Consider the following 20,843-nt stretch of genomic DNA (forward strand, 5'->3'; position numbering starts at 1 on the left):
AAGCAGCCGTCGTTGACAAGTAAGTTTGTCAACAACGGCTGCTTTTTATTTTGCTAATTAGTTTGGCGCTTCAATTAGCAGTCACTACTAATGATTAGTAGGCGATTTTTCCGTCAGGATAATTAGTTAACTTTTTTGAAAACTGGGATAACTTCAAGTGGTGCGGCAGCGACAACTGTTTGTTGGCCGTCATATTGCTTGCCGTCGTTAACGTTTTCCCAACGACCAGCAGGTAAGTAAACATCACGTTCAGTTTCGCCGGCATGGAGCACTGGTGCAACAAGATATTCAGAACCGAACATATATTGATCTTGTAATTCCCAAGCATGAGGATCATCAGGAAATTCGTAGAACATTGTCCGTAATAGTGGTGCCCCAGTAGCGCTAGCTTCTTTGAATAATGTTTCGATATATGGCTTAAGATCTTCACGAATCTTCAATTGATCTTTCATGATCTTGAAGGCATCATCGCCGTAACTCCATAATTCATTAGCATGGCCAGTGTAAAGACTGCCACCACCATGATCGGAATCAGATAATGATGGAATATCATGAGGACCACGATCGCCGTGCATTCGTAAGAATGGGGTGTAAACCGCAAATTCGAACCAACGCAATAATAATTCTTTGAAACCAGGGTCGTTAATATCGTCAGTCATAAAGCCGCCAATATCAGTTGTCCACCAAGGAATACCAGCCAAGCCCATGTTCAAACCAGCTGATAATTGATCTTCAAGGGCTTCGAAAGTACTTGGCACATCACCAGACCAAATTAGGGTACTGTATTTTTGACTGCCAGCCCAACCAGAACGAACTAAGTGCAACCGTTTCTTGTCAGGATCAGCAGCATTCATGCCGTCTTCGAAAGCCTTAACATAAAGTTGTGGGTAAATGTTAGAAACTTCTAAGGCTGGTCCGAGGTAGTAACGATAGTTGTCGTAATCGTAGACAGCGAAGTCAGGTTCAGCATTATCCAACCAGAACATATCAATCCCATAGTCATAATAGTTCTTCTTGCACTTGTCCCAAATAAATTGACGCGCAGCTGGGTTAGTACAGTCGATTTCCAAGCAATCGCCTTGGAAGTCATAAGTTTGAATTGAGCCCCGTTCAGTCCGAATCAAATAGCCTTTTTCAAACATTTCGTTGAAGTTTTCGCTCTTGCGGTCAACTGATGGCCAAACAGAAACAACAACTTTTGTACCCATGGCATGTAATTCATCACACATTGCCTTTGGATCTGGCCAGTAATCTTTGTCGAAATGCCAGTCACCTTGACGAGTCCAGTGGAAGAAGTCAATGACCATGATGTCTAACGGAATACCCAATTCTTTGTAATGACGGGCAACGCTGAGTACTTCGTCTTGTGTCCGGTAACGTAATTTCGATTGCCATAAACCAAGGAGGTTATCAGGTAATTCAGGTGCACGACCAGTAACGGCAGTGTAATTCTCAACGATTTGCGCTGGCTTGTCAGCAACCGTGATCCAGTAATCCATTTGCTTCGTTGCATCGGCATGCCATTCAGTCATGTTCTTACCGAAGTTCACTTTACCAATGCCAGGGTGATTCCATAAGAAGCCATAGCCTAAGCTAGAAACAGCGAAAGGAATTGAAACTTGTGAGTTACGTTGTGCCATTTCCAAAGTACAACCTTTAAGGTCAAGATACTTTTGTTGGTATTGGCCCATCCCGAAAATCTTTTCACCGTCATTTGGATCAAAGCGAACCGTTAAACCATAGTCGCCACCAACGATTGGTTGCCAGTCACGGCCAATGATCTTCAAGCAGCGGCTTTCGTTACTTTCAGTCCCAAAGTATGAGCGGAAATATTCCCGTAAGATTAATTTGCCATCACGGAAGAATGATAAAACACAAGCAGCATTGATTGTTGCTTTTAAGCGACCATTGCTGATTTCGGCAGTGCCGTTAGCTTCATTGACGTTGATGTCAGCTTCGCGTTGAGCAGCAGGAACAGCTTCGCTTAAAGCCCAATCATCTTTAGTGAAGTCAGGATATTCAGTGGCCCGAATTCTTAAAGAATCTTGGCCCCAAGCTTCAATCCGTAAAGTTTCGTTTTGATGGCCAATTAATAAAGCGCCATCTTTAATTGTATATTGCATTAGGTAACCTCCTAAAAAATAGAGTGTGAGGAGAGATGGGCAGACTGTGTAGCGTAATTTCAATTATTTGCTTGAATACTGTCAGCAAATAATTAAATTAGGCCTAGCAGTCTATCTCTCTGAACACGTTTCAATATCAGGATAACACAATGATGCTCCTGATTGCGTTTATGGCGAAAACGCTTATACTGCTAATATAGTGATATAATCAGAAAATGGCTTTAATAAAATTGCTGATTACTAACACAATATTGTCTAAATGGTGAATTAAAATGAATCAAGCTCAATTAAAAGAATTAGAACCTCATGGCAGCGCGTTATTCCCATTACGGGTTCACGAATTTATTTCCGATCCAACTTTATCAGAGCGGGTGGCCATGCATTGGCACCCTGAATGTGAGTTGTTGGTAGTCACTGTCGGTCAGGCGTCGCTACATCTTAACGGGGCGACTTATGCGCTGCAACAAGGAGATATTGCGATTATTCAACCTGACCAGCTACATGGGATGACGGCAGATGTTGGTCAACCATTTGGTTTTTTCGCGGTGGTTTTCGATCCGATCTTCCTGCAGTCAGCCGTACCAGATCGCATTCAACAAGAATATTTAAATGAACCACTCCAAGTTGCCACGGTTTTGCCCACTAACAATAAATTGACAACGCAACTTTATCATGAGCTGCTCAATATTCGGGCCCTATACTATCAGCAGGCGGCTGCGTATACTTTGGAAATTAAAGGTCATTTATTTTTGGCTTGGGCCGATTTAGTGCAACTTGCCACGGCTAATCAAGTTAAGCAAATTACTGGTGGCGTGGCGGTAACTGAAACGAAGGCGGTGATTGCTTATATTCAGAAACACTATAGTCAGCCATTGACGCTAACTATTCTGGCAATCCACTTTAATTTAAGTAAGAGCCATTTGTGCCGTCTTTTTAAAAAAACCACGAAAATGTCGTTAACGGATTATATTAACGCGACTCGCATCAACCAAAGTACGGCGCTATTACAAGATTCTGAGGTGGCAATTGGCACGATTGCTGGCTTGGTCGGCTTTAATAATATTTCTTATTTCAACAAATTATTTCAGCGACGGATGCATTTAACACCATCGGAATATCGCCAAACATTTATTCAAAAATAAAATCATTTTAGTGTTAAAATCATGGTAAAATTGGGACAATTAAGTTGATGCTAAAGACCGGTATTGGACTGGTTATGGTGGTCATCCAATGAATGCTGCTTATTAATTTGTGGTGAGCAACAACTGCTTTTTTATGCTTTGATTGAGGATTAAATTGATTATTTTATTGCACGCGTTTAATTGAGGAAGATTATGACAAATCGTTATCGTAGTGTTTTTGATATTATTGGTCCGATTATGATTGGACCGTCGAGCTCACATACTGCCGGGGCGGTGGCAATTGGTCATGTGGCCAATCGTTTATTCCACGCACCGATTAAAGAAGTTGTGGTGCGCTATTTTGAATCTTTTGCCCAAACTCATCGTGGCCATGGGACTGATTACGCCATTATTAGTGGGGTGCTAGGTTTTGATCCTGCTGATCGGCGAGTACCCTTAGCGGTTGATTTGGCTCGACGTCAAGGCCTTAAAATCACATTCATCGAGGATCAAGGCTTGAGTCCAATTGGTCATCCCAACACGGCGGCAGTGACGCTGATCAATGCGGAGAAAGAAATTACGGTTTGGGGTTGTTCAGTTGGTGGCGGCACGATTGAAATCCGCAAGGTCGACTTAAATGGTTTGATTTTTACGCCGCAAGGACCACTGCCAATTTTATTTGTTGAAGCCAACCAGCCAATTGGCGCCGCCCTCGACCAATTATTCGGAGAAAATTATCGCCGTCCACGGGTGACCCATCAGCTTGCTGATCACTATATTTATCAACTTGATTTGTTGGATCGACCTTTTCCCGAGCAGATTGACCAGGCGCGGGGAATGAGCCAGGATTTAACTTTGCTATGAATTCGAAACAAATATCGTGAGGATAAAACTATGTATGAAACGATTGCCGATTTAGTCACCACCGCAACGGCACAGCATCAACCAATTTCAGAATTAATTATTGCTCAGGAAATCAAACTAAGTCATAGTAGCCGTGAGATTATTTGGGCGACCATGGGGAAAAATCTCGACGTGATGATTGCGGCTGCTAAAAAGGGCAGCTCAGGTCAAGGCGTTCAATCAGCAACTGGCCTTACCGGACGTGAAGCAGTGCTAATGGCTAAATATCGGGCTGCCGGTAAAACGTTATCTGGCGACACCATGCTTCGGGCCGTTGAAACGGCAATTGCGACTAACGAAGTCAATGCGTCGATGGGAATTATTTGTGCCACACCAACGGCTGGTTCTGCAGGGACATTACCTGGCGTGCTCAGTGTATTGACAGAGCGGCTTGATTTAACGCGTAATCAACAAATTCAGTTTTTGTTTTGTGCGTCGGCTTTTGGGATGATCGTTGCCAATCACGCCATGATTGCTGGCGCCACTGGTGGTTGTCAAGCTGAAGTCGGTAGTGCTTCAGCAATGGGCGCCGCGGCGGCAGTTGAGGTTGCTGGCGGTACGCCGCAACAATGTGCGGAAGCTTTCGCCATGGCAATGTCGAATTTGCTCGGTTTAGTTTGCGATCCAGTTGCGGGCTTGGTGGAAATACCTTGCATTAAACGCAACGTGGTCGGCTCAGTTAACGCCTTAACTTGCGCTGATATGGCACTGGCTGGCTTGACCAACAAAATTCCTGCTGACGAAGTGATCAGCGCCATGAAACGAATCGGTCAGGATTTGCCGACCTCTTTACGAGAAACTGGTCTTGGCGGCCTAGCAGCAACACCCACTGGTATTGAAATGAAAATGAAAATTTTCGGCGAAGATGTTAGCATTCACGCGGAAGAGGGTCCAGATGAAGGCCGGGAGAATTAAAAAAAGACCGTATTCCAATTGATTCTGGAAATACGGTCTTTTTACATTCAATTTGGTCGTAAAATTTTAGTTAGCGTCAGACTCTTTAATGGTTGAGCGACCATCAGCACGGGCTTTCAAAATTGCTTTAGCAATATCAGAATTACTCCAGGCACTATCGCTGACACCTTGATCACGGAGTTGTTGCCGAGCCGTTTTGATTTGGGCAGCGGTCACACTACCGTCAGTGATGGCACTGTTATCATCGTGAGAGTTGCTAGTTACTGAGGCACTAGAACTAGTATTAGCTGTTGAAGTAGATGATGCTTGATTGGTTGTGCCAGCAGTTTCACTACTGCTATTAGTATTAGCGCTATTGTTTTCAGTAGTTGTGCTTCTTGTTTCTTGAGCGGTCGTTAATTCGGCGGTTAAAATATCGTTCTTAAGATTCAAAGCTTTAATTTTCAAATCTGAAAAATCGTTCAAATTTTGATTTTCCTTGAAAAGATCGGCAAGTAAAGAACTAGCCACTGAGTATTTTTTGTTTTTAAAGTCGGATTTAGCTGAAGCAATAATTTTATTGATTGCCTTATATTTAGATTCTTGCTGGTCAATTTGATTAGTCAGTTGTTTCTTAGCATTCTTAATTGCGGCAGTTGAATTTTTGGTACTGATCTGTTTTAAGGCTGTTTTGGCGCTAGTAAAATTATTTTGGGTTAATTTTTCTTGAGCAGTAGCTAATAACTGGGCATCTTTCTTGGCAGTGGCGTATTTACTATCCTTGGCTGTTTGATTAGCAGCGTCAAAGTATGCAGAAGCTTGACTGAATTCTTGCTTAGCTACGGCGTTGTCAGCACTGCTAACTAACGCTGATGCATTTCCTTGCTTGTTGGAGCAAGCTGCTAACAAGATAATTGGTAACACGAGGACAAGTGCACGAACTAATTTTTTCATTAATAATCCCTCCATTTTTTCAGTATATCATCTTTCATTTAAAAAAGTTTTTTCCATTTTTAAATTATCATAACTTTAATTAATCAGTAATAAAAATTCACAATTCGATTTAATATAATCGAAATAGCATCACATGAAAAAATGAAGTAAACTAATAAGTAATGTTGTTATTGGTTTCTGGTTTTTGGAGGTATCTTTCGTGAAACAATCTAAAAAAATTACGTTTTTCTGTACCGCAATGTTGGCATCAATGACGCTTTTTGCAGCTAATGATTTGATGTCCAATCAAGCAACCCAAGCTGTAAAAGCAGCGACATCCTTAACAGTTTCGTCGTCGATTAATAGCTATATTTTAAGTTCTAAGTTTGCCGTGTCTAATGTTACTAAAGAACTGCATACTTTTTCGATGTTTAATTATTCAACCAGTGATAAAAAGCCGAATGGCATTGTTTTCCACTATACTGATAATCCGAATAATTACAGTGCTCGTAATGAGGCTGATTATGAAATTAATGGCGGCTGGCAGGATGCTTTCGTACACACGTTTATTGATGCTGGTACAATTTTAAATATTCACGATACTGATTTCGGTTCTTGGGGTGGCGGTCCAAAAGCTAACGCGCGTTTTGTACAATTTGAATTGGTGACTGCCCGTAATCGCGAAGAGTTTGCCAAGTCAATCAACAATGCTGCTTGGTACACAGCGTCAATGGCCGTTAAGTATAACTGGACTTTGACGCCAGCAACTGTCAATGGTGGTGGTACATTATGGACACATTATGACGTGACTAACTATTTAGGCGGCACTGATCATACTGATCCAATTGCCTACTTAGCTAAATGGGGATATGACACCACTCAGTTTATGGATTTGGCGAAGTATTATTATAGTGAGATGGCGAACCAAGGAAATTTCGATAAAGTTGCTTTAACAACCAATGGTTTGGAAATAAGAGGTTGGCACGCAGCAGCGACAACCGAGGGAAAAAATCATAGTTTTCTGATTGTTTTGGATGCTGATACTAATCGTGAAATAGCTCGCTACCAGATAAGCCGAACTGTTCGTAACGATGTGGCTAAGTTTTATCCCAAGCTTTATGGATCAATGAACAGTGGTTTTGAATATAATATTCCGTTATCAACCAATATTACGAATCATCGAATAAAGATTATTTCACGGTATAGTAGTGCAGCAAATGGTAATTCTGATTATGTAGACTTTACTTCACCAAGTTATAATTTTAGTAAAAATTATTCATCTTTTGATTCAGTTAAACGAGATGGTTATGCATTAAACGTTCGCGGTTGGCATGCGGCTGATGGAAGTGTCAATCGTCCCTATCACTATATAATTTTGTATAACGATACTGATAATCGTGAAATTACCAGAACAAAAGTTGACAATTATGTTCGTAACGACGTTGCTGCCCTATATTCGGATGTTTACAATTCTGATAAGTCAGGGTTCTCTACCTCATTTAAGCTTGATCCAAGTCTCTCGGGAAAGAAAATACGGGTTCTTTCAAGATACTCTGATTCAGCAACAGGTAACGGTAATAATGTTGATCAGTGGTCTAAAGAATATCAGTACGAATTTAATCAAAATGTTGGTTCCGTTGATTCTTTCCAAACAAGTGGTTCAAGCATACACGTCTCTGGTTGGAATGCGGCTGATGCTTCTTATAATAAAAATTATAGTTTTCTATTTTTAATGGATCAGTCCGGTCGAGAAATAAAGCGTTACTCGATTAATCGTACAAGTCGTCCAGATGTTCTTAAATTTTATCCAAATATTTATAATTCAATCAATAGTGGGTTTTCTCTGAACATTCCAATGAGTACTCAGTTAAGCGGGCAAAAGGTTACGGTTAAATTGCGATACTCTGCAAGTAGTTCTGGTAATTCCAATTACGTTGATACTGACTTTTCAAAACAATATCAATTGCCGACACTTCAAAAAGAAAATAAAGGCAACTTAGATTCGGCCAGAGTTATCGACTCTAATATTAGTCTAAGGGGTTGGCACGCTGCGGATAATTCTTATCTTCAACCATATCGTTATTTGTTTTTAATGGATAGTAAAACAAAAAATGAGGTTGCACGTTTCCCAATAACTTCTGTAAGCCGTCCAGATGTCGCACTCTTTTATCCAATGATCTTTAATGCTAATATGAGTGGCTTTGCACTCAATATTCCGTTGAAAGCAGAAATTTCTAATCGGGATTTAAATGTGATGGTACGTTATTCCGACGATATTCGTGGAAATGGCAACACGACTGATTATTGGCTTAATGGTAACTTTAAATTTTAGGACCGTGGTCTTTAACACTAAGAGTCAGATTTAATCTGACTCTTTTTTTCTGAATTTGAATAATTTATACAACGGTTTTTGTTTTTGGTTGTTTAAAGTTGACCTGCGAGGCTAAAGTATTTATTAATCCGTGATTAATACGGATGGAACGGCTTTTAATTTGTTATTTTTTTTAGTATCATTAATTGGGTTTAACATCAGTCTTAGGAGGGAAGCTTTTGGAGAAGTTTAATCGTATAGTAATTGTTTTGCTATTATTACTACAGGTATCTTTTTTCTCTTTGATGAAAACAAATGCAACCTGGTTTTTAATTAACTCTTATGTGTACAAAACATTAACTATCTTTTTGATTGTCTGTTTGATCTGTTTTAATCTAATATTTAATTATTACAAGGTTAATCAAGTTAGAGAATATCCTTTTTTTACAATGATGCTGACTTGGATCGGAATTTATCTGTTAATCTTAGGTGCATCACAAGTTGTTTACAATCAAAGCTTTATTACGACCTTAAAAGGTAGTTATGTTTATTTAATGATTGGACTTTATTTTTTACTGGTATTTTTCTTTAATGATGAGGTCAATTTTCGATTTATTTTAAGAAGCATTAGTTTTATCGGTTCTACGTATGCGGTTGTTTTATTAATACAGGCTTTCCTTGAAAAAAGTAGTCATATTTTTTTAGATTTTGGTAATTATGGTCTTAATCCTATTTATGATAGTTTTGGACCAATATTTCATTTCATCAGGGTTGCTGGGCCAGCCGATTTTATTTCTTTTGCAATTTTGTTGACTTTAATTAAAATGCTTCACGATAAGTTTTCAATTTTTGATTTGTCGTTGGTATTAATTGATTATTTATACATTGTTTTAGTATCTGGTACCCGAATGTATATGATCATTGATTTTATTTTGATTATGACTTTTATCTTAATTTGTCTGTATCAAAAACATGCGGGTATTGTTTATACAATAATTGCTGGTGGCTTTTTATTAGCGCTTGGAATTCTCCCCAAATTAATACAAGGGTTTACTGGTGGGGAGCGTGGGATGAGCTTTGAAATTCGTACAAATGAAATAAAATATTATTTTGACAAGATATTTTATAATCAATGGTTCGGTATCGGTTTTCCTGATGCTAAAAGATATAGTCAACTCATTCACGGCCCAGCTGAAACACATCTGTTTTCGACTAATGCAAACTATTATTTAGAAGATATTGGTGCATTAGGAATAATCTCAATATTTGGTGCATTAGGAATTATTGCATTAATTTGGTTTATTTTAAAATTAGTTACGCTCTTCTTAGTTAGTCAAAGAAAGGGAGAATTTGGACTAATCTTAATTTATTTAACGTTAATGCTTGCAACGCTATCATTGCTTGATCCACAGCGCATTTTTTATTTATTCGTAATCATTTATGTTTTAGAGTATATTTCAAAGAAAACTAGCGGTAATAATTTGGAGGGAATTTTATGAAAGTAACAACACAAACACAAACGCTGAAGAATTTATTAAAGGGCCTTAAAAAAACATGGCTGCTTTTTATCTGCTTACTGGTGGGGTTAACTATTGTTTTCTCTTTAGCTGCGCATTGGTATAGTGGAAGACAAACAGGAGATGTTGAATATAAAGCAACGACAAAAGTCTTAATTACACCAAATAAGAACCAAGAGATGGATGGCAGTACATTACAAGTGTATCTGAACACGGAAAAATCGATTATTAGTTCTGGAAAGTTTGAAAAGTATTTACAAAAGAGTAAATTGAAACCAAATCTGCTCAATAAAGAAGATCTAACAAATTATCAGATAGAAAATGATAATGGCACATCAATAATATCCATCCATGAAATTAATCCAGATAAGAAAAAGGCCCTCGCGATTGTTAATTATGTTGCTAAAACTATTTCCCGTAATCCGATGAATATGTTACAGGAGGGAACAGCACAAGTAATTGGAACTAGTGATGTTGTACAAACAACATCGAATAGAAATATGAAGAAAGTTTATTTATTTGCCTTTGTATTTGCATTATTTATTAGTATGATCATTGCACTTGTTATGGCAAATTATAGTAAAGTCATATATGATGCGGCGATTATTCATTCGGCATTATCTAATGCAAATATATATGAAGTTTCGAAATTTGCGAACGTAAAGGATGTTTTGGATAAGTTTTTCAGAAAAACAGCATTCTTTGACAGTAATAATGTTGAAGCGACTGTGATTTATTTTAATAATGCTGATTTGATAAAATCGACATTACTTTCACTTTTGCCAGCTGATGTTCAAACAAAAACTAAATTGGTCGAATATACAAATGAAAAAAACGATAAGTCAAATGATCAATTTCAACAACTAAGTACGGATTCTCTTTATCATGAAACGCTGTCCGCAGATAAAAGCCTAAGCTTGATTGATTGCTCGAAAACCATTAATGTTGGGTCTGGTAAGAATCAGATTTTAATTGTAAAAGACGGTAGTTTATTGAAATCAGAATTAAACGATTTGGTAGTGGAATTCAATCAAATAACTAATCTTGACTTATATGTGATCTATTATAATGAGGATTAATCAATGAAACTGATGGTTGTCATCGTCACTTATCGTAAGAACTTTCTTGATACGCCAAGTGCAGAAACTTTGTTAAAATTTTCCAAAGAAAAACTGATTCAATTGGTTGTTTACGATAATGAGTGTGTTGGAAATGAAATAACAGAAACAAATGTTATCAATATTAGAAGTGAAAAAAATTTAGGTTTAGCAGTTGCATACAATTTTGCGTTATCACAGGCGAGGAAGGATAATACAAAATGGCTGCTTTTATTAGATGATGATACAACGATTACTGCGGAATATTTACGAAGTATCCTAGAATTTCACACTTCGGCGCCAGTAAAAGCCTTTTTACCAACGGTTATCAGTGAGAATACGATTATTTCTCCTTTAAAGGCTGATCGATATATTTCTTTACGGGAGAAAGCAATCCCAATATCTGGTTTGTCAGATGACAAAATAATGGCTATTAATTCTGGGACAGTACTTTCAGTTGAAAAATTAGTTGAGATTGGTGGATTTAATGAGAGCTTTAGCTTAGATTTCTTGGACCATTGGATTTTCTGGCGGTTAAACCAAGAGAAGGACATGAAATATTTTATTAGCACTCATCAAATTAATCATAAACTATCTGTTCAATCGTTGAATACTTTAGATTTCGATCGCTATCTGGGTATCTTACAATCAGAATTTCTTTTTTATACTCAGTATGATCGTGAAAAATTATCGGAATATAAAAAAAATTTATTTTTCCGGACTATCAAGCACTTTCTGCTAATTAGAAATAGAAAGTTTTGGCGAGCCACATTAAAAGCATATTTTTCCTTGAAGAATTATTGATGTGACTGTTTCCAATCTTAATTAAAGGTTATGAATCTGGTACTTGCTTGTCTATCACTATCTAGTACTTTATACTATAAAGGTAGTTTGTCATTTAAAAGATCAATATAATTTTTATAAGGGGTTGTTTTGAGATGAAAGGTATCATTCTTGCTGGTGGTTCAGGAACCCGTTTGTATCCAATCACTCGGGCTTTGTCGAAACAATTAATTCCGATTTATGATAAGCCAATGATTTACTACCCAATGTCAGTGTTGATGTTGGCAGGCATTCGCGATATTTTAATTATTTCAACACCAACCGACACACCGCGTTTTGAAGAATTATTTGGTGATGGTCATGATTTGGGCTTAAATATTGAGTACGCCGTTCAGGATAAACCGAATGGACTTGCTGAAGCGTTCGTGATTGGCGCTGATTTTATTGGCAATGATTCCGTTTGCTTAATTCTTGGTGACAATATTTATTATGGTGGCGGTTTGTCTAAGATGCTGCAAAAAGCGGCTGCTAAAGAATCTGGTGCCACTGTCTTTGGTTATCACGTTAATGATCCAGAACGGTTTGGTGTGGTTGATTTCGATGAAAATATGCATGCTAAGTCGATTGTTGAAAAGCCAGAACACCCAGCCAGCAATTATGCGGTGACTGGTTTGTATTTCTATGACAATCAAGTGGTTGACATTGCGAAGAACATTAAGCCATCACCTCGGGGTGAATTAGAGATCACTGACGTTAACAAAGCTTATCTTGAAAAGGGTGAACTTGATGTTGAATTAATGGGTCGCGGTTTTGCTTGGCTTGATACCGGTACTCATGATTCACTTCAAGAGGCAAGTAGTTTTATTGCCACGGTTCAAAAGCGGCAAAACTTAAAGGTTGCTTGTCTTGAAGAAATCGCTTATCGCATGGGTTATATTGATAAAGAAAAAGTCATTGAACTGGCGCAACCACTTAAGAAAAATGATTATGGTCAGTATTTGTTAAGATTAGTATCAGAAGATTAAAAAAGAGGCTATTAAATTGGGAAAGTTAAAAGTTACCACAACAAAGTTACAAGACGTTAAAATTATTGAACCAGCAGTTTTTGGTGATAATCGCGGATTCTTTACGGAATCATATTCAGATCGTGATTTCAAAGAAGCTGGGATTAATATTGATTTTATCCAAGATAATCAATCGTTATCAGCACAAGCTGGCGTGCTTCGTGGTTTACACTTCCAACGTGGTAAGGCTGCTCAAACTAAATTAATTCGAGTTGTCACTGGTGCTGTTTTAGATGTCATTGTTGATGTACGTAAAGGCTCACCAACATATAAGCAGTGGGAAGGCTACATTCTTTCAGCTAGTAATCATCGTCAATTGTTAGTACCAAAGGGTTATGCACATGGCTTTGTAACGTTGACTGATAATGTCAATTTCTTATACAAGTGTGATAACTATTACGATGCAGAAGCAGATGGTGGTTTCAAGTTCAATACACCTGAATTAGGCATTAATTGGCCAATTGATTTCGATCAGGCTATTACTTCAGAGAAGGATGCTAATCAACCAAGTTTTACTGAATTTGAAAAAGACAATCCATTTGTTTATGGTGAAATTTAGTGAATCAATTTAAGGTGTCAATAAAATAGCAGTATAATAAGGCGATGCTTGTTTAGCATTGCCTTTTAACTTATTTCAGATGAAGTGAGGAAATCCAGTTGATATTTAATTACTTATATAATATGGTCTATCAGGTTTTTGTATTGATAGTCCCGTTGGTGACAATGCCGTATATCTCTCGTGTCATTGGTCCAACTGGTGTTGGTGTTAATACTTATACTTATGCGATGACTCAATATTTTGTGCTATTTGCGACCTTGGGTATTAATTTGTATGGTAGTCGTGAGATCGCCTATCAACGTGGCAATAAAGAAAAACTTAGTAAAACATTTTGGGAAATTGAAACGTTATTAATGACGACGGCCATCATTGCCAGCTTGGCATTTTTGGTATTTCTTAGTTTCCCCAATAAATATCGATTGTATTATATTGCTCAAGGGGTGGCAATTATTGCCGTGGCATTTGATATTTCATGGTTTTTCATGGGAATTGAGAACTTCAAAGTAACTGTGACCAGAAATATCTTAGTTAAAGCAATTTCGCTAGCGTGTATCTTTATCTTTGTTAAAAATAAAGATGATCTCTTTGTATATATTCTCATTACTTCTTTATCAGTATTGCTAGGAAATATTACACTTTGGCCCTATTTGAAAAATCATGTTGAGAAAATTAAGTTTTCATATCTCAAACCGCTTAAGCATTTAAGACCGTCATTAGTCCTATTTGTGCCACAAATTGCAATTAATATTTATGCTATCCTAAACAAACCGATGTTGAAGGTTTTTAGTTCCGTTGAATCAGCCGGCTTCTTTGACAGTTCAGACAAGATTGTCAAATTATTAGTTGCTCTTTTAACATCTCTGGCAACAGTGGTTATGCCTCGAGTTGCCAATAGTTTTATTCGCGGTGATAATAAACAAATCGAGCGATTACTGACTAAGAGTTTTGATTATATTTCTTTTTTGTCAATTCCATTAATGTTTGGCATCGCAGCAGTTGCTAGAGAATTTTCTGTGTTGTTTTTTGGAAAGGCTTTTTATTCAGTTGGCGATATTTTATTGATTGAGGCAATGGTAATTCCAGTTATTGCTTGGGCAAGTATTACTGGTAATCAATACCTGCTACCGACTAATCACAATAAGGAATATACGATATCTGTTATTGCTGGAGCCATAGCAAATCTTATTTTAAATATTCCACTAATTTTGTATTTAGGTGCGATTGGGGCGGCAATTTCCACAATCATTTCTGAGCTAGTCGTGACAATGATTCAATTATATTATGTAAATAAAACGTATCGGATTAGATCCCTTTATAAAGGAATCTATCGGTACCTTATTGCTGGCTTAATTATGTTCATCACCGTATTCTTGTTAAGTAGTCGATGGAGCTGGTCAATTAGCCATTTGATTATCGAGGTTATTCTGGGTGGTGTACTTTATTTTGGAATCTTATTTATTTTTAAAACGCCCATACTTTTTGAAATTATTAATCGTTCACTAAGCAAGTTTCGGCAATTGAGGGGAGGAAATCGTGATTAAACCCAAAGTGGCAATAATTGTTCTAAACTATAATAATTACTCGGATACAATTGAATGTATCAAGAACATCAGAAAAGTCAATTATTCAAACTATGAAATTGTTGTTGTAGATAATCACTCAACCGATAATTCAAGGAAACATCTTGAGGTGGCCTTGTTTGCAAATGAGGTTTTTTTGCAAGCCTCTACTAACCGAGGTTATGCTGCTGGAAACAATATTGGTATTAAATATGCTTTGATGAATGACGCTGACTATCTATGTATTTTGAATAATGATGTTGAAGTAGATCCTGATTTTTTGACCGTCTTAGTGGATGCGCTTGAAAAAAATTCTCAAATCGGCGTCGCTGGACCTAAAATCTGTGACTTTAAAAATCGTCGTGAAGTTCAGTCTGCTGGTGCCATGGTAAATATGAATTATGGTCGAGCTACAGATTTATATAAAGGAGAAGATATCGACAAGATTAGCCAATCGGTTATTTCGTGTGACTACGTTGGCGGAGCGTGCATGATGATAAGGGCATCATTGGTCCAGTCGGTGGGTTACATTCCTGAAAATTATTTTCTGTTCTATGAAGAAAATGAATGGTGTGCAAAATTCAAAAAACACGGTTATCAAATTGCTTGTATCACTAAGGCAACTATTTGGCATAAGGGATCACATACAATTAATCAAATTAGTGGATTATCAGAGTATTTTATGTACCGTAATTTAGTTATCTTTGTCAGAAGAAATGGTAATTTAAAAAATAGATTAATTTTTAAATTGTATTTTACTGCGTTCTGTCTTAAAGCATTGTTGACTAAACGAAACGGTAAACGCTTTTTCAGTTATTTTTATGATGGCCTAACTGGCAACAATCGATATCAATACTTACAAAAGTAGGAAAGTGAGACTTAATTCAGTGAAATTGGTAAGCATAATTATACCCGTTTATAATGGTGAGTATACAATTAAACGTGCCATTGAATCTTGTCAGGGTCAAACATATACTAATCTTGAAATTTTAGTTATCAATAATGCATCTACAGATCATACTGCGATAATAGTAAACGATATTGTTAAGATGGATAAGCGAGTAAAATTAATTGAATTCCCTGAAAAAGGTCGTAGCAAAGCACGTAATGTTGGACTGGACAATGCCCATGGTGAGTACATCCAGTTCCTAGATGCAGATGATACTCTTACTAAGAATAAAGTTATTGATGCCGTAAACTATTTGAATAATCATCCAAATAAAATGGCATGTGGTACAAATATTAGATACATTAAAGATAGTAAATCATGGGATATGATTCCCAATTTGAGATATAATACTGAATTATTGGCTCATAATATTTTCCCAATTAATACATTTGTATTTGAAAAAAATACCGTAAGATTCGTTGATAGTCTCGAATATGATGAGGATTGGATGTTCTGGGTAGATTTATTTCAAAATAGAAAGAAATTATTTACTATTCTAGATGATATTGGCGGTTACGTTTATGTTACTGGCGTTAATACAATGAGTAATACAAGTAAAATGCTTTATTATGAAATATTTGTACGTGGTGTTATAAAACAAAAATATCGTGTGTACGATGGACATTTATTGATTTCAGATTTAAAAAAAATGATTATGTTAAATGTTTTATATCAGCAAAATAAAATCTCTGATAAACAATTAAGCAATGCTAAAAAGAATTTTAAAGTACTTAATAAAGTATCGTTATTAATATTAAAATTGCCAACGCTTAAGAAGAGAATGACTCAGCAAGTAAATCGAATCCTTGATAATACAAATTTTCAGTAGATTTCTATTTTGCCACGGCTTAGGGACAGAAATTTTGGACATTATTATTTGGGTGTGCGTAGGAGTGAATGGAATATGAAGTCGCAAATCGATCAATCTTTAGAGACTAGGAAAAATAATTTTGATTTAATCCGTTTTTTTGCCGCAATTTTAGTGGTTTGGTTCCACTCCTTTCCGTTAACTGGTGTTGGTAATGAACATGAAATTATTAGTAGAATGACAAGAATGCAGACTACGGCTGGTGCAGTTGGTGTTATGGTGTTTTTTATCATTAGTGGTTTTTTAATTACTATGAGTTTTGACCGGACGAAAGATTTAGGGCGCTTTTTAAAAGCGCGTGTTCTACGTATTATGCCAGCATATATTGTTGTCATTTTATTATCAATTTTTGTTTTGGGTCCGTTATTAACTACCCTACCGATTAATAAGTACTTTGCACATCCAGAGACACGACAATACTTTATAAATCTATCTTTAAAAAATATGCGATATACATTACCAGGAGTGTTTAATAAGAATATTTATCCTAATGCTATTAATGGTTCAATTTGGACGTTATGGTATGAGTTTGTGACCTATCTTGTAGTCGCACTTTTAGGTATCACTAAGCTTTTACGCAAAGAAACTAGTGTAGTATTGTATCTAGTTTGTTTAGGTCTGATTGTTTTTCATTATCCTAATTATTATTACTACTTTTATTTTGGGCTTTTTTTCTCAGCTGGCATGATTTTTTATCAATGGCGCGAAAAAATTATCCTGAACGGAAAACTTGCAATTGTTGCTGTTCTAATTTTAATTGCAGGTGTTTATTTTAAACAGGTAATTCCTGCGGCATCCATCGGTGGCTCATATTTGATTTTTTATTTGGCTTTAGGTCCCGTACCTAAGTTTCCGAATTTTACAAAATATGGAGATTTGTCCTACGGTATTTATATTTATTCTTTTGTAATCCAACAGGCTCTCATGTCAATCTTCAGTAATAATTTGTCACAAATGGAAAACTTCCTTTTGGCAGTTCCTCTTTCAATGGCCTTTGCGTTTGCTTCATGGCATCTAATTGAGAAACGTTGTATCAAACTTAAAAATCAATCAATATTTGGTTTTCTTAAACGTAACACTCAGAGTGGAAATTGATTTTAGAAATGGAGATTAAAAATTGATTGAAAAAGAAAGCTTAATCGATAAAAGAGTTTTATTTTTAAGCCCTAAATTCTTTTCGTATGAAATTATGTTGAAAAATAAGCTTGAATCAATGGGAGCTGAAGTTCTTTTTTTTGATGAACGTCCATCAAATACTACTTTAGGCAAGTCATTACTTAGAATAAATAGAAAATTAATGGAACCACTTGTTAAGAAATATTACGAGAAAATTATAAAGGAGATAAGTGGGCAACAGTTTGATTACATTTTGATTTGCCAGGCTGAGGCAACGCCGCTCTTTTTTCTCGACTTTCTTGATAAGCATTATCAAGATTCACATAAGGTGCTCTATCTGTGGGACTCTGTCAAGAATAAGATTAACACTGTTGAAAAGGCACCTTTTTTTGATCAAGTATACTCATTTGATATTCAGGATTGTGAAAAATATGATTGGAAGTTTCGCCCACTCTTTTTTGATTCCAGCTATGAAGAAATCAAAAGAAATAAAGGTACTAAATTGGATTTATTTTTCGTGGGTACTGTTCACTCAGATAGATATCTAATATTAGAAAAAATTAAAAAAATATTTAGTCAGCGGAATAAGGTGGTATATTTTTATTACTATATTCCATCAAAATTAATGTTTTTTTACTATAAGTATATTAAACGTATTATTCCTGGTGCCAAACTTAGTGATTTTAATTATCATTCATTAGACCGAACAACACTGCAAGCAAAATTAGAAAATGCCCAAGTTGTTATCGATATCCAACATCCCTTGCAAACTGGTCTGACAATGAGAACTATTGAAATGTTGGGTGCCAGCAAAAAAATAATTACTACAAACCAAGATATTATTCATTATGATTTTTACAATCCGTTGAATGTTTGTGTAATTGACCGTAATGACGTAGTGATTCCTGATAGCTTCTTGTCAAGTCCTTATCAACAGGTTGATGAAAGTATTTATTGTCGATATAGTATTAAGTACTTTCTAGAGGAGTTACTAGGTATAGAGCAAAAAGAAGGGAGTTATTATCGATGAGTGATCGACGGCCAACGGTTTCTGTAGCAATGGCTACGTATAACGGAGAAAAGTATGTTTATGATCAAGTGAGAAGTATTCTTGATCAATTAGGTGATGTTGATGAATTAATCATCTCTGATAATGGCTCTACTGATCAAACAATGTTAATCTTAAAAGAAAAGTTTGGCGCAGATAGTCGTGTAAAAATTATTGTTTGTCACGAGCGGGGTGTCATTGCTAATTTTAATAATGCATTATCCCATTGCAGGAATGAAATAATATTTTTGTCTGATCAGGACGATGTTTGGTATCCTGATAAGGTTTCGGTGGTATTAAGCAAGTTTATCGCATATCCTAATATCGATTTGATCATGTCGGATATTGTGGTCGTTGATAATCAATTAAATGTAGTTATTCCATCATTTTTTAACTATCGTGGCACTAAACTTGGCGTTGCAAAAAATATTATCAAAAATACGTATATTGGCTGTGCAATGGCTTTCCGTAAAAGCTTTGTTAGTCCCTTATTGCCGATTCCATCTAACGTACCCATGCATGATATGTGGTTAGGAATTATGGCAGATAGAAAACACCGGGCGATGCTGATTTCTGATAAACTGGTGAAGTATCGGCGTCATAATGATACAGTGACCACAGTAGAAAATCATTCAACTTTGGCAGAAAAAATAAAGTGGCGTTATAATATCGTAAAGACTGTTTTTTTTAGATAGTTATTCTGTTCTGTATGGATAATCACGCTGCTAATTATAGAAAAATTGGAATGTAATTGTTACGGAAATGAGGATATAAATGAAAATTTTAGTTACTGGTGCAAACGGGTATTTAGGCCAAGGCATCGTTAAGGCTATTCTGGATAACGGACATTCAGTAGTAGCAACAGACTTTAATACGAACTATGTAGACGAACGTGCAAAAAAAATTTCTGGGAATCTTTTTGATATTGAAGATCCTTATGTAACTTTTGGACGACCTGACGCAGTTTTGCATTTAGCTTGGCGAGACGGTTTTAAACATTACTCTGATGCTCACGTTGACGATTTACCAAAGCATTATTTGTTTCTAAAAAAGATGATTGATTCAGGAATTAATAAAGTGGCCGTTATGGGAAGTATGCACGAAATAGGTTTTTTTGAAGGGAGTATTAATGAATCAACTCCTTGCAACCCTGTTACCCCGTATGGTATTAGCAAGAACGCTTTACGAGAACTGACCAAAATGATGGCCGATAAGAATAATACGATTTTCCAATGGCTTCGTGGTTATTATATCGTTGGGCATTCCGAATTTGGTAGTTCAATTTTTTCAAAAATTACTGCTGCGGCAAATGCAGGAGAAACAACTTTTCCGTTTACACTAGGCCAAGATCAATTTGATTTCATTGATTATGATGATTTTTGTAATCAAATTGCAGCTTCAATTGGTCAAAATGATATTAATGGTATTATTGAAATATGTTCTGGTAGACCTGAGAAGCTGGCCGATCGTGTTGAGCGATTTATAAAGGAAAACAACTATTCGATTAAATTAAAATATGGTGCGTTTCCAGATAGACCATATGATTCCAAGGCTATTTGGGGAAGCAATCAAAAAATTCAAGAAATTTTGAAAAATAAAAATTACGTTAATAAATGATTTTGGCGGTATGCGATTAAATAATCTTTTCAGTTAAATTTCGATTGAGCTCAGAGAGGAATCTGGCTTAATCGTTTTTTATTATATTGCAGTAAATAACAGACCGTCTATTTTCGCCTTCAAATACTTGTGCAGGTATTAACCTGCCAACTATTTGGAGGCTTTTTTATGAATAAAATTGTCAAAGTTAATCTTAATAATGTTAAAGAAAACACTCATCCCGACGTATCTGCTTATGTAATGAACTTTAATTTTGTAGTTATTTGAATGTGGGCTTTAGAAACATACACACTATTTAGAAATCGATTGCAAAAAAATATTTTAAGTTTTATATTATGGTCAGATAAGGAGGATATTTGCTATGAAGCTTAGTAAGAGGTT

The 20,843-nt window shown here is 36.2% G+C and carries 18 protein-coding genes; 16 read left to right on the plus strand and 2 right to left on the minus strand.

The window, feature by feature from the left end; translation table 11 throughout:
* Positions 1 to 122 precede the first annotated feature (122 nt).
* A complete protein-coding gene (locus EKM82_RS02565) occupies positions 123 to 2,123 on the minus strand; it encodes a glycoside hydrolase family 31 protein (protein ID WP_125766764.1) in 2,001 nt (666 codons plus the stop codon).
* Between the two features lie 272 nt (positions 2,124 to 2,395).
* On the opposite strand from EKM82_RS02565, the gene EKM82_RS02570 reads away from it, so the two are divergent.
* The 3 genes from EKM82_RS02570 to sdaAA all read left to right on the plus strand — a co-directional run bounded on the left by EKM82_RS02570 (position 2,396) and on the right by sdaAA (position 5,062).
* Positions 2,396 to 3,265, plus strand: a complete 870-nt coding sequence (locus EKM82_RS02570; protein ID WP_125766765.1) for an AraC family transcriptional regulator — start codon at positions 2,396 to 2,398, stop codon at positions 3,263 to 3,265.
* Between the two features lie 192 nt (positions 3,266 to 3,457).
* The gene (locus EKM82_RS02575) at positions 3,458 to 4,108 is read left to right on the plus strand and encodes a serine dehydratase beta chain (RefSeq protein ID WP_125766766.1); all 651 of its coding nucleotides are present in this window, start codon (positions 3,458 to 3,460) and stop codon (positions 4,106 to 4,108) included.
* Between the two features lie 30 nt (positions 4,109 to 4,138).
* Positions 4,139 to 5,062 (plus strand): L-serine ammonia-lyase, iron-sulfur-dependent, subunit alpha, encoded by a 924-nt coding sequence (gene sdaAA / locus EKM82_RS02580; RefSeq protein WP_125766767.1) that lies wholly within the window; start codon positions 4,139 to 4,141, stop codon positions 5,060 to 5,062.
* A gap of 66 nt (positions 5,063 to 5,128) precedes the next feature.
* Here sdaAA and EKM82_RS02585 read toward each other — a convergent pair whose 3' ends face one another.
* The gene (locus EKM82_RS02585; protein WP_125766768.1) at positions 5,129 to 5,995 is read right to left on the minus strand and encodes a hypothetical protein; all 867 of its coding nucleotides are present in this window, start codon (positions 5,993 to 5,995) and stop codon (positions 5,129 to 5,131) included.
* A gap of 199 nt (positions 5,996 to 6,194) precedes the next feature.
* Between EKM82_RS02585 and EKM82_RS02590 the strand changes: the two genes are divergently transcribed.
* From EKM82_RS02590 to EKM82_RS02650, 13 genes are all read left to right on the plus strand, one after another.
* Positions 6,195 to 8,306, plus strand: coding sequence for a peptidoglycan recognition protein family protein (locus EKM82_RS02590; RefSeq protein ID WP_125766769.1), 2,112 nt, complete (start codon positions 6,195 to 6,197; stop codon positions 8,304 to 8,306).
* A gap of 218 nt (positions 8,307 to 8,524) precedes the next feature.
* The gene (locus tag EKM82_RS02595) at positions 8,525 to 9,784 is read left to right on the plus strand and encodes an O-antigen ligase family protein (RefSeq protein ID WP_125766770.1); all 1,260 of its coding nucleotides are present in this window, start codon (positions 8,525 to 8,527) and stop codon (positions 9,782 to 9,784) included.
* Positions 9,781 to 10,881, plus strand: a complete 1,101-nt coding sequence (locus tag EKM82_RS02600) for a YveK family protein (RefSeq protein WP_125766771.1) — start codon at positions 9,781 to 9,783, stop codon at positions 10,879 to 10,881. The genes EKM82_RS02595 and EKM82_RS02600 overlap by 4 nt, the downstream gene beginning before the upstream one ends.
* 3 nt (positions 10,882 to 10,884) lie before the next feature.
* Positions 10,885 to 11,703 carry a glycosyltransferase gene (locus EKM82_RS02605; protein ID WP_125766772.1) on the plus strand — a complete coding sequence of 273 codons (819 nt, stop codon included), beginning with the start codon at positions 10,885 to 10,887 and terminating at the stop codon, positions 11,701 to 11,703.
* A 134-nt stretch (positions 11,704 to 11,837) separates the two neighbouring features.
* A complete protein-coding gene (gene rfbA, locus EKM82_RS02610; RefSeq protein WP_125766773.1) occupies positions 11,838 to 12,707 on the plus strand; it encodes a glucose-1-phosphate thymidylyltransferase RfbA in 870 nt (289 codons plus the stop codon).
* Positions 12,708 to 12,723: 16 nt separating this feature from the next.
* A complete protein-coding gene (gene rfbC, locus EKM82_RS02615; protein ID WP_125766774.1) occupies positions 12,724 to 13,305 on the plus strand; it encodes a dTDP-4-dehydrorhamnose 3,5-epimerase in 582 nt (193 codons plus the stop codon).
* A 98-nt stretch (positions 13,306 to 13,403) separates the two neighbouring features.
* Positions 13,404 to 14,846: an oligosaccharide flippase family protein gene (locus EKM82_RS02620; RefSeq protein WP_318531080.1), complete on the plus strand. Its 1,443-nt coding sequence runs from the start codon at positions 13,404 to 13,406 to the stop codon at positions 14,844 to 14,846.
* Positions 14,839 to 15,732 (plus strand): glycosyltransferase family 2 protein, encoded by an 894-nt coding sequence (locus EKM82_RS02625; protein WP_164508064.1) that lies wholly within the window; start codon positions 14,839 to 14,841, stop codon positions 15,730 to 15,732. The genes EKM82_RS02620 and EKM82_RS02625 overlap by 8 nt, the downstream gene beginning before the upstream one ends.
* Positions 15,733 to 15,751: 19 nt before the next feature.
* Entirely contained in the window at positions 15,752 to 16,642 is an 891-nt protein-coding gene (locus tag EKM82_RS02630; protein WP_164508065.1) for a glycosyltransferase family 2 protein, read from the plus strand.
* A gap of 75 nt (positions 16,643 to 16,717) precedes the next feature.
* Positions 16,718 to 17,776 (plus strand): acyltransferase family protein, encoded by a 1,059-nt coding sequence (locus EKM82_RS02635; RefSeq protein WP_125766778.1) that lies wholly within the window; start codon positions 16,718 to 16,720, stop codon positions 17,774 to 17,776.
* Positions 17,777 to 17,798: 22 nt separating this feature from the next.
* The gene (locus EKM82_RS02640; RefSeq protein WP_225419640.1) at positions 17,799 to 18,827 is read left to right on the plus strand and encodes a lipopolysaccharide biosynthesis protein; all 1,029 of its coding nucleotides are present in this window, start codon (positions 17,799 to 17,801) and stop codon (positions 18,825 to 18,827) included.
* Positions 18,824 to 19,540 (plus strand): glycosyltransferase, encoded by a 717-nt coding sequence (locus tag EKM82_RS02645; RefSeq protein ID WP_125766779.1) that lies wholly within the window; start codon positions 18,824 to 18,826, stop codon positions 19,538 to 19,540. Before EKM82_RS02640 ends, EKM82_RS02645 begins: the two co-directional genes overlap by 4 nt.
* Positions 19,541 to 19,619: 79 nt before the next feature.
* Positions 19,620 to 20,462 (plus strand): NAD-dependent epimerase/dehydratase family protein, encoded by an 843-nt coding sequence (locus tag EKM82_RS02650; RefSeq protein ID WP_125766780.1) that lies wholly within the window; start codon positions 19,620 to 19,622, stop codon positions 20,460 to 20,462.
* Positions 20,463 to 20,843 lie beyond the last annotated feature (381 nt).

The organism is Lapidilactobacillus wuchangensis (genome assembly GCF_003946645.1).
In the GTDB taxonomy this organism is placed as follows: Bacteria; Bacillota; Bacilli; order Lactobacillales; family Lactobacillaceae; genus Lapidilactobacillus; species Lapidilactobacillus wuchangensis.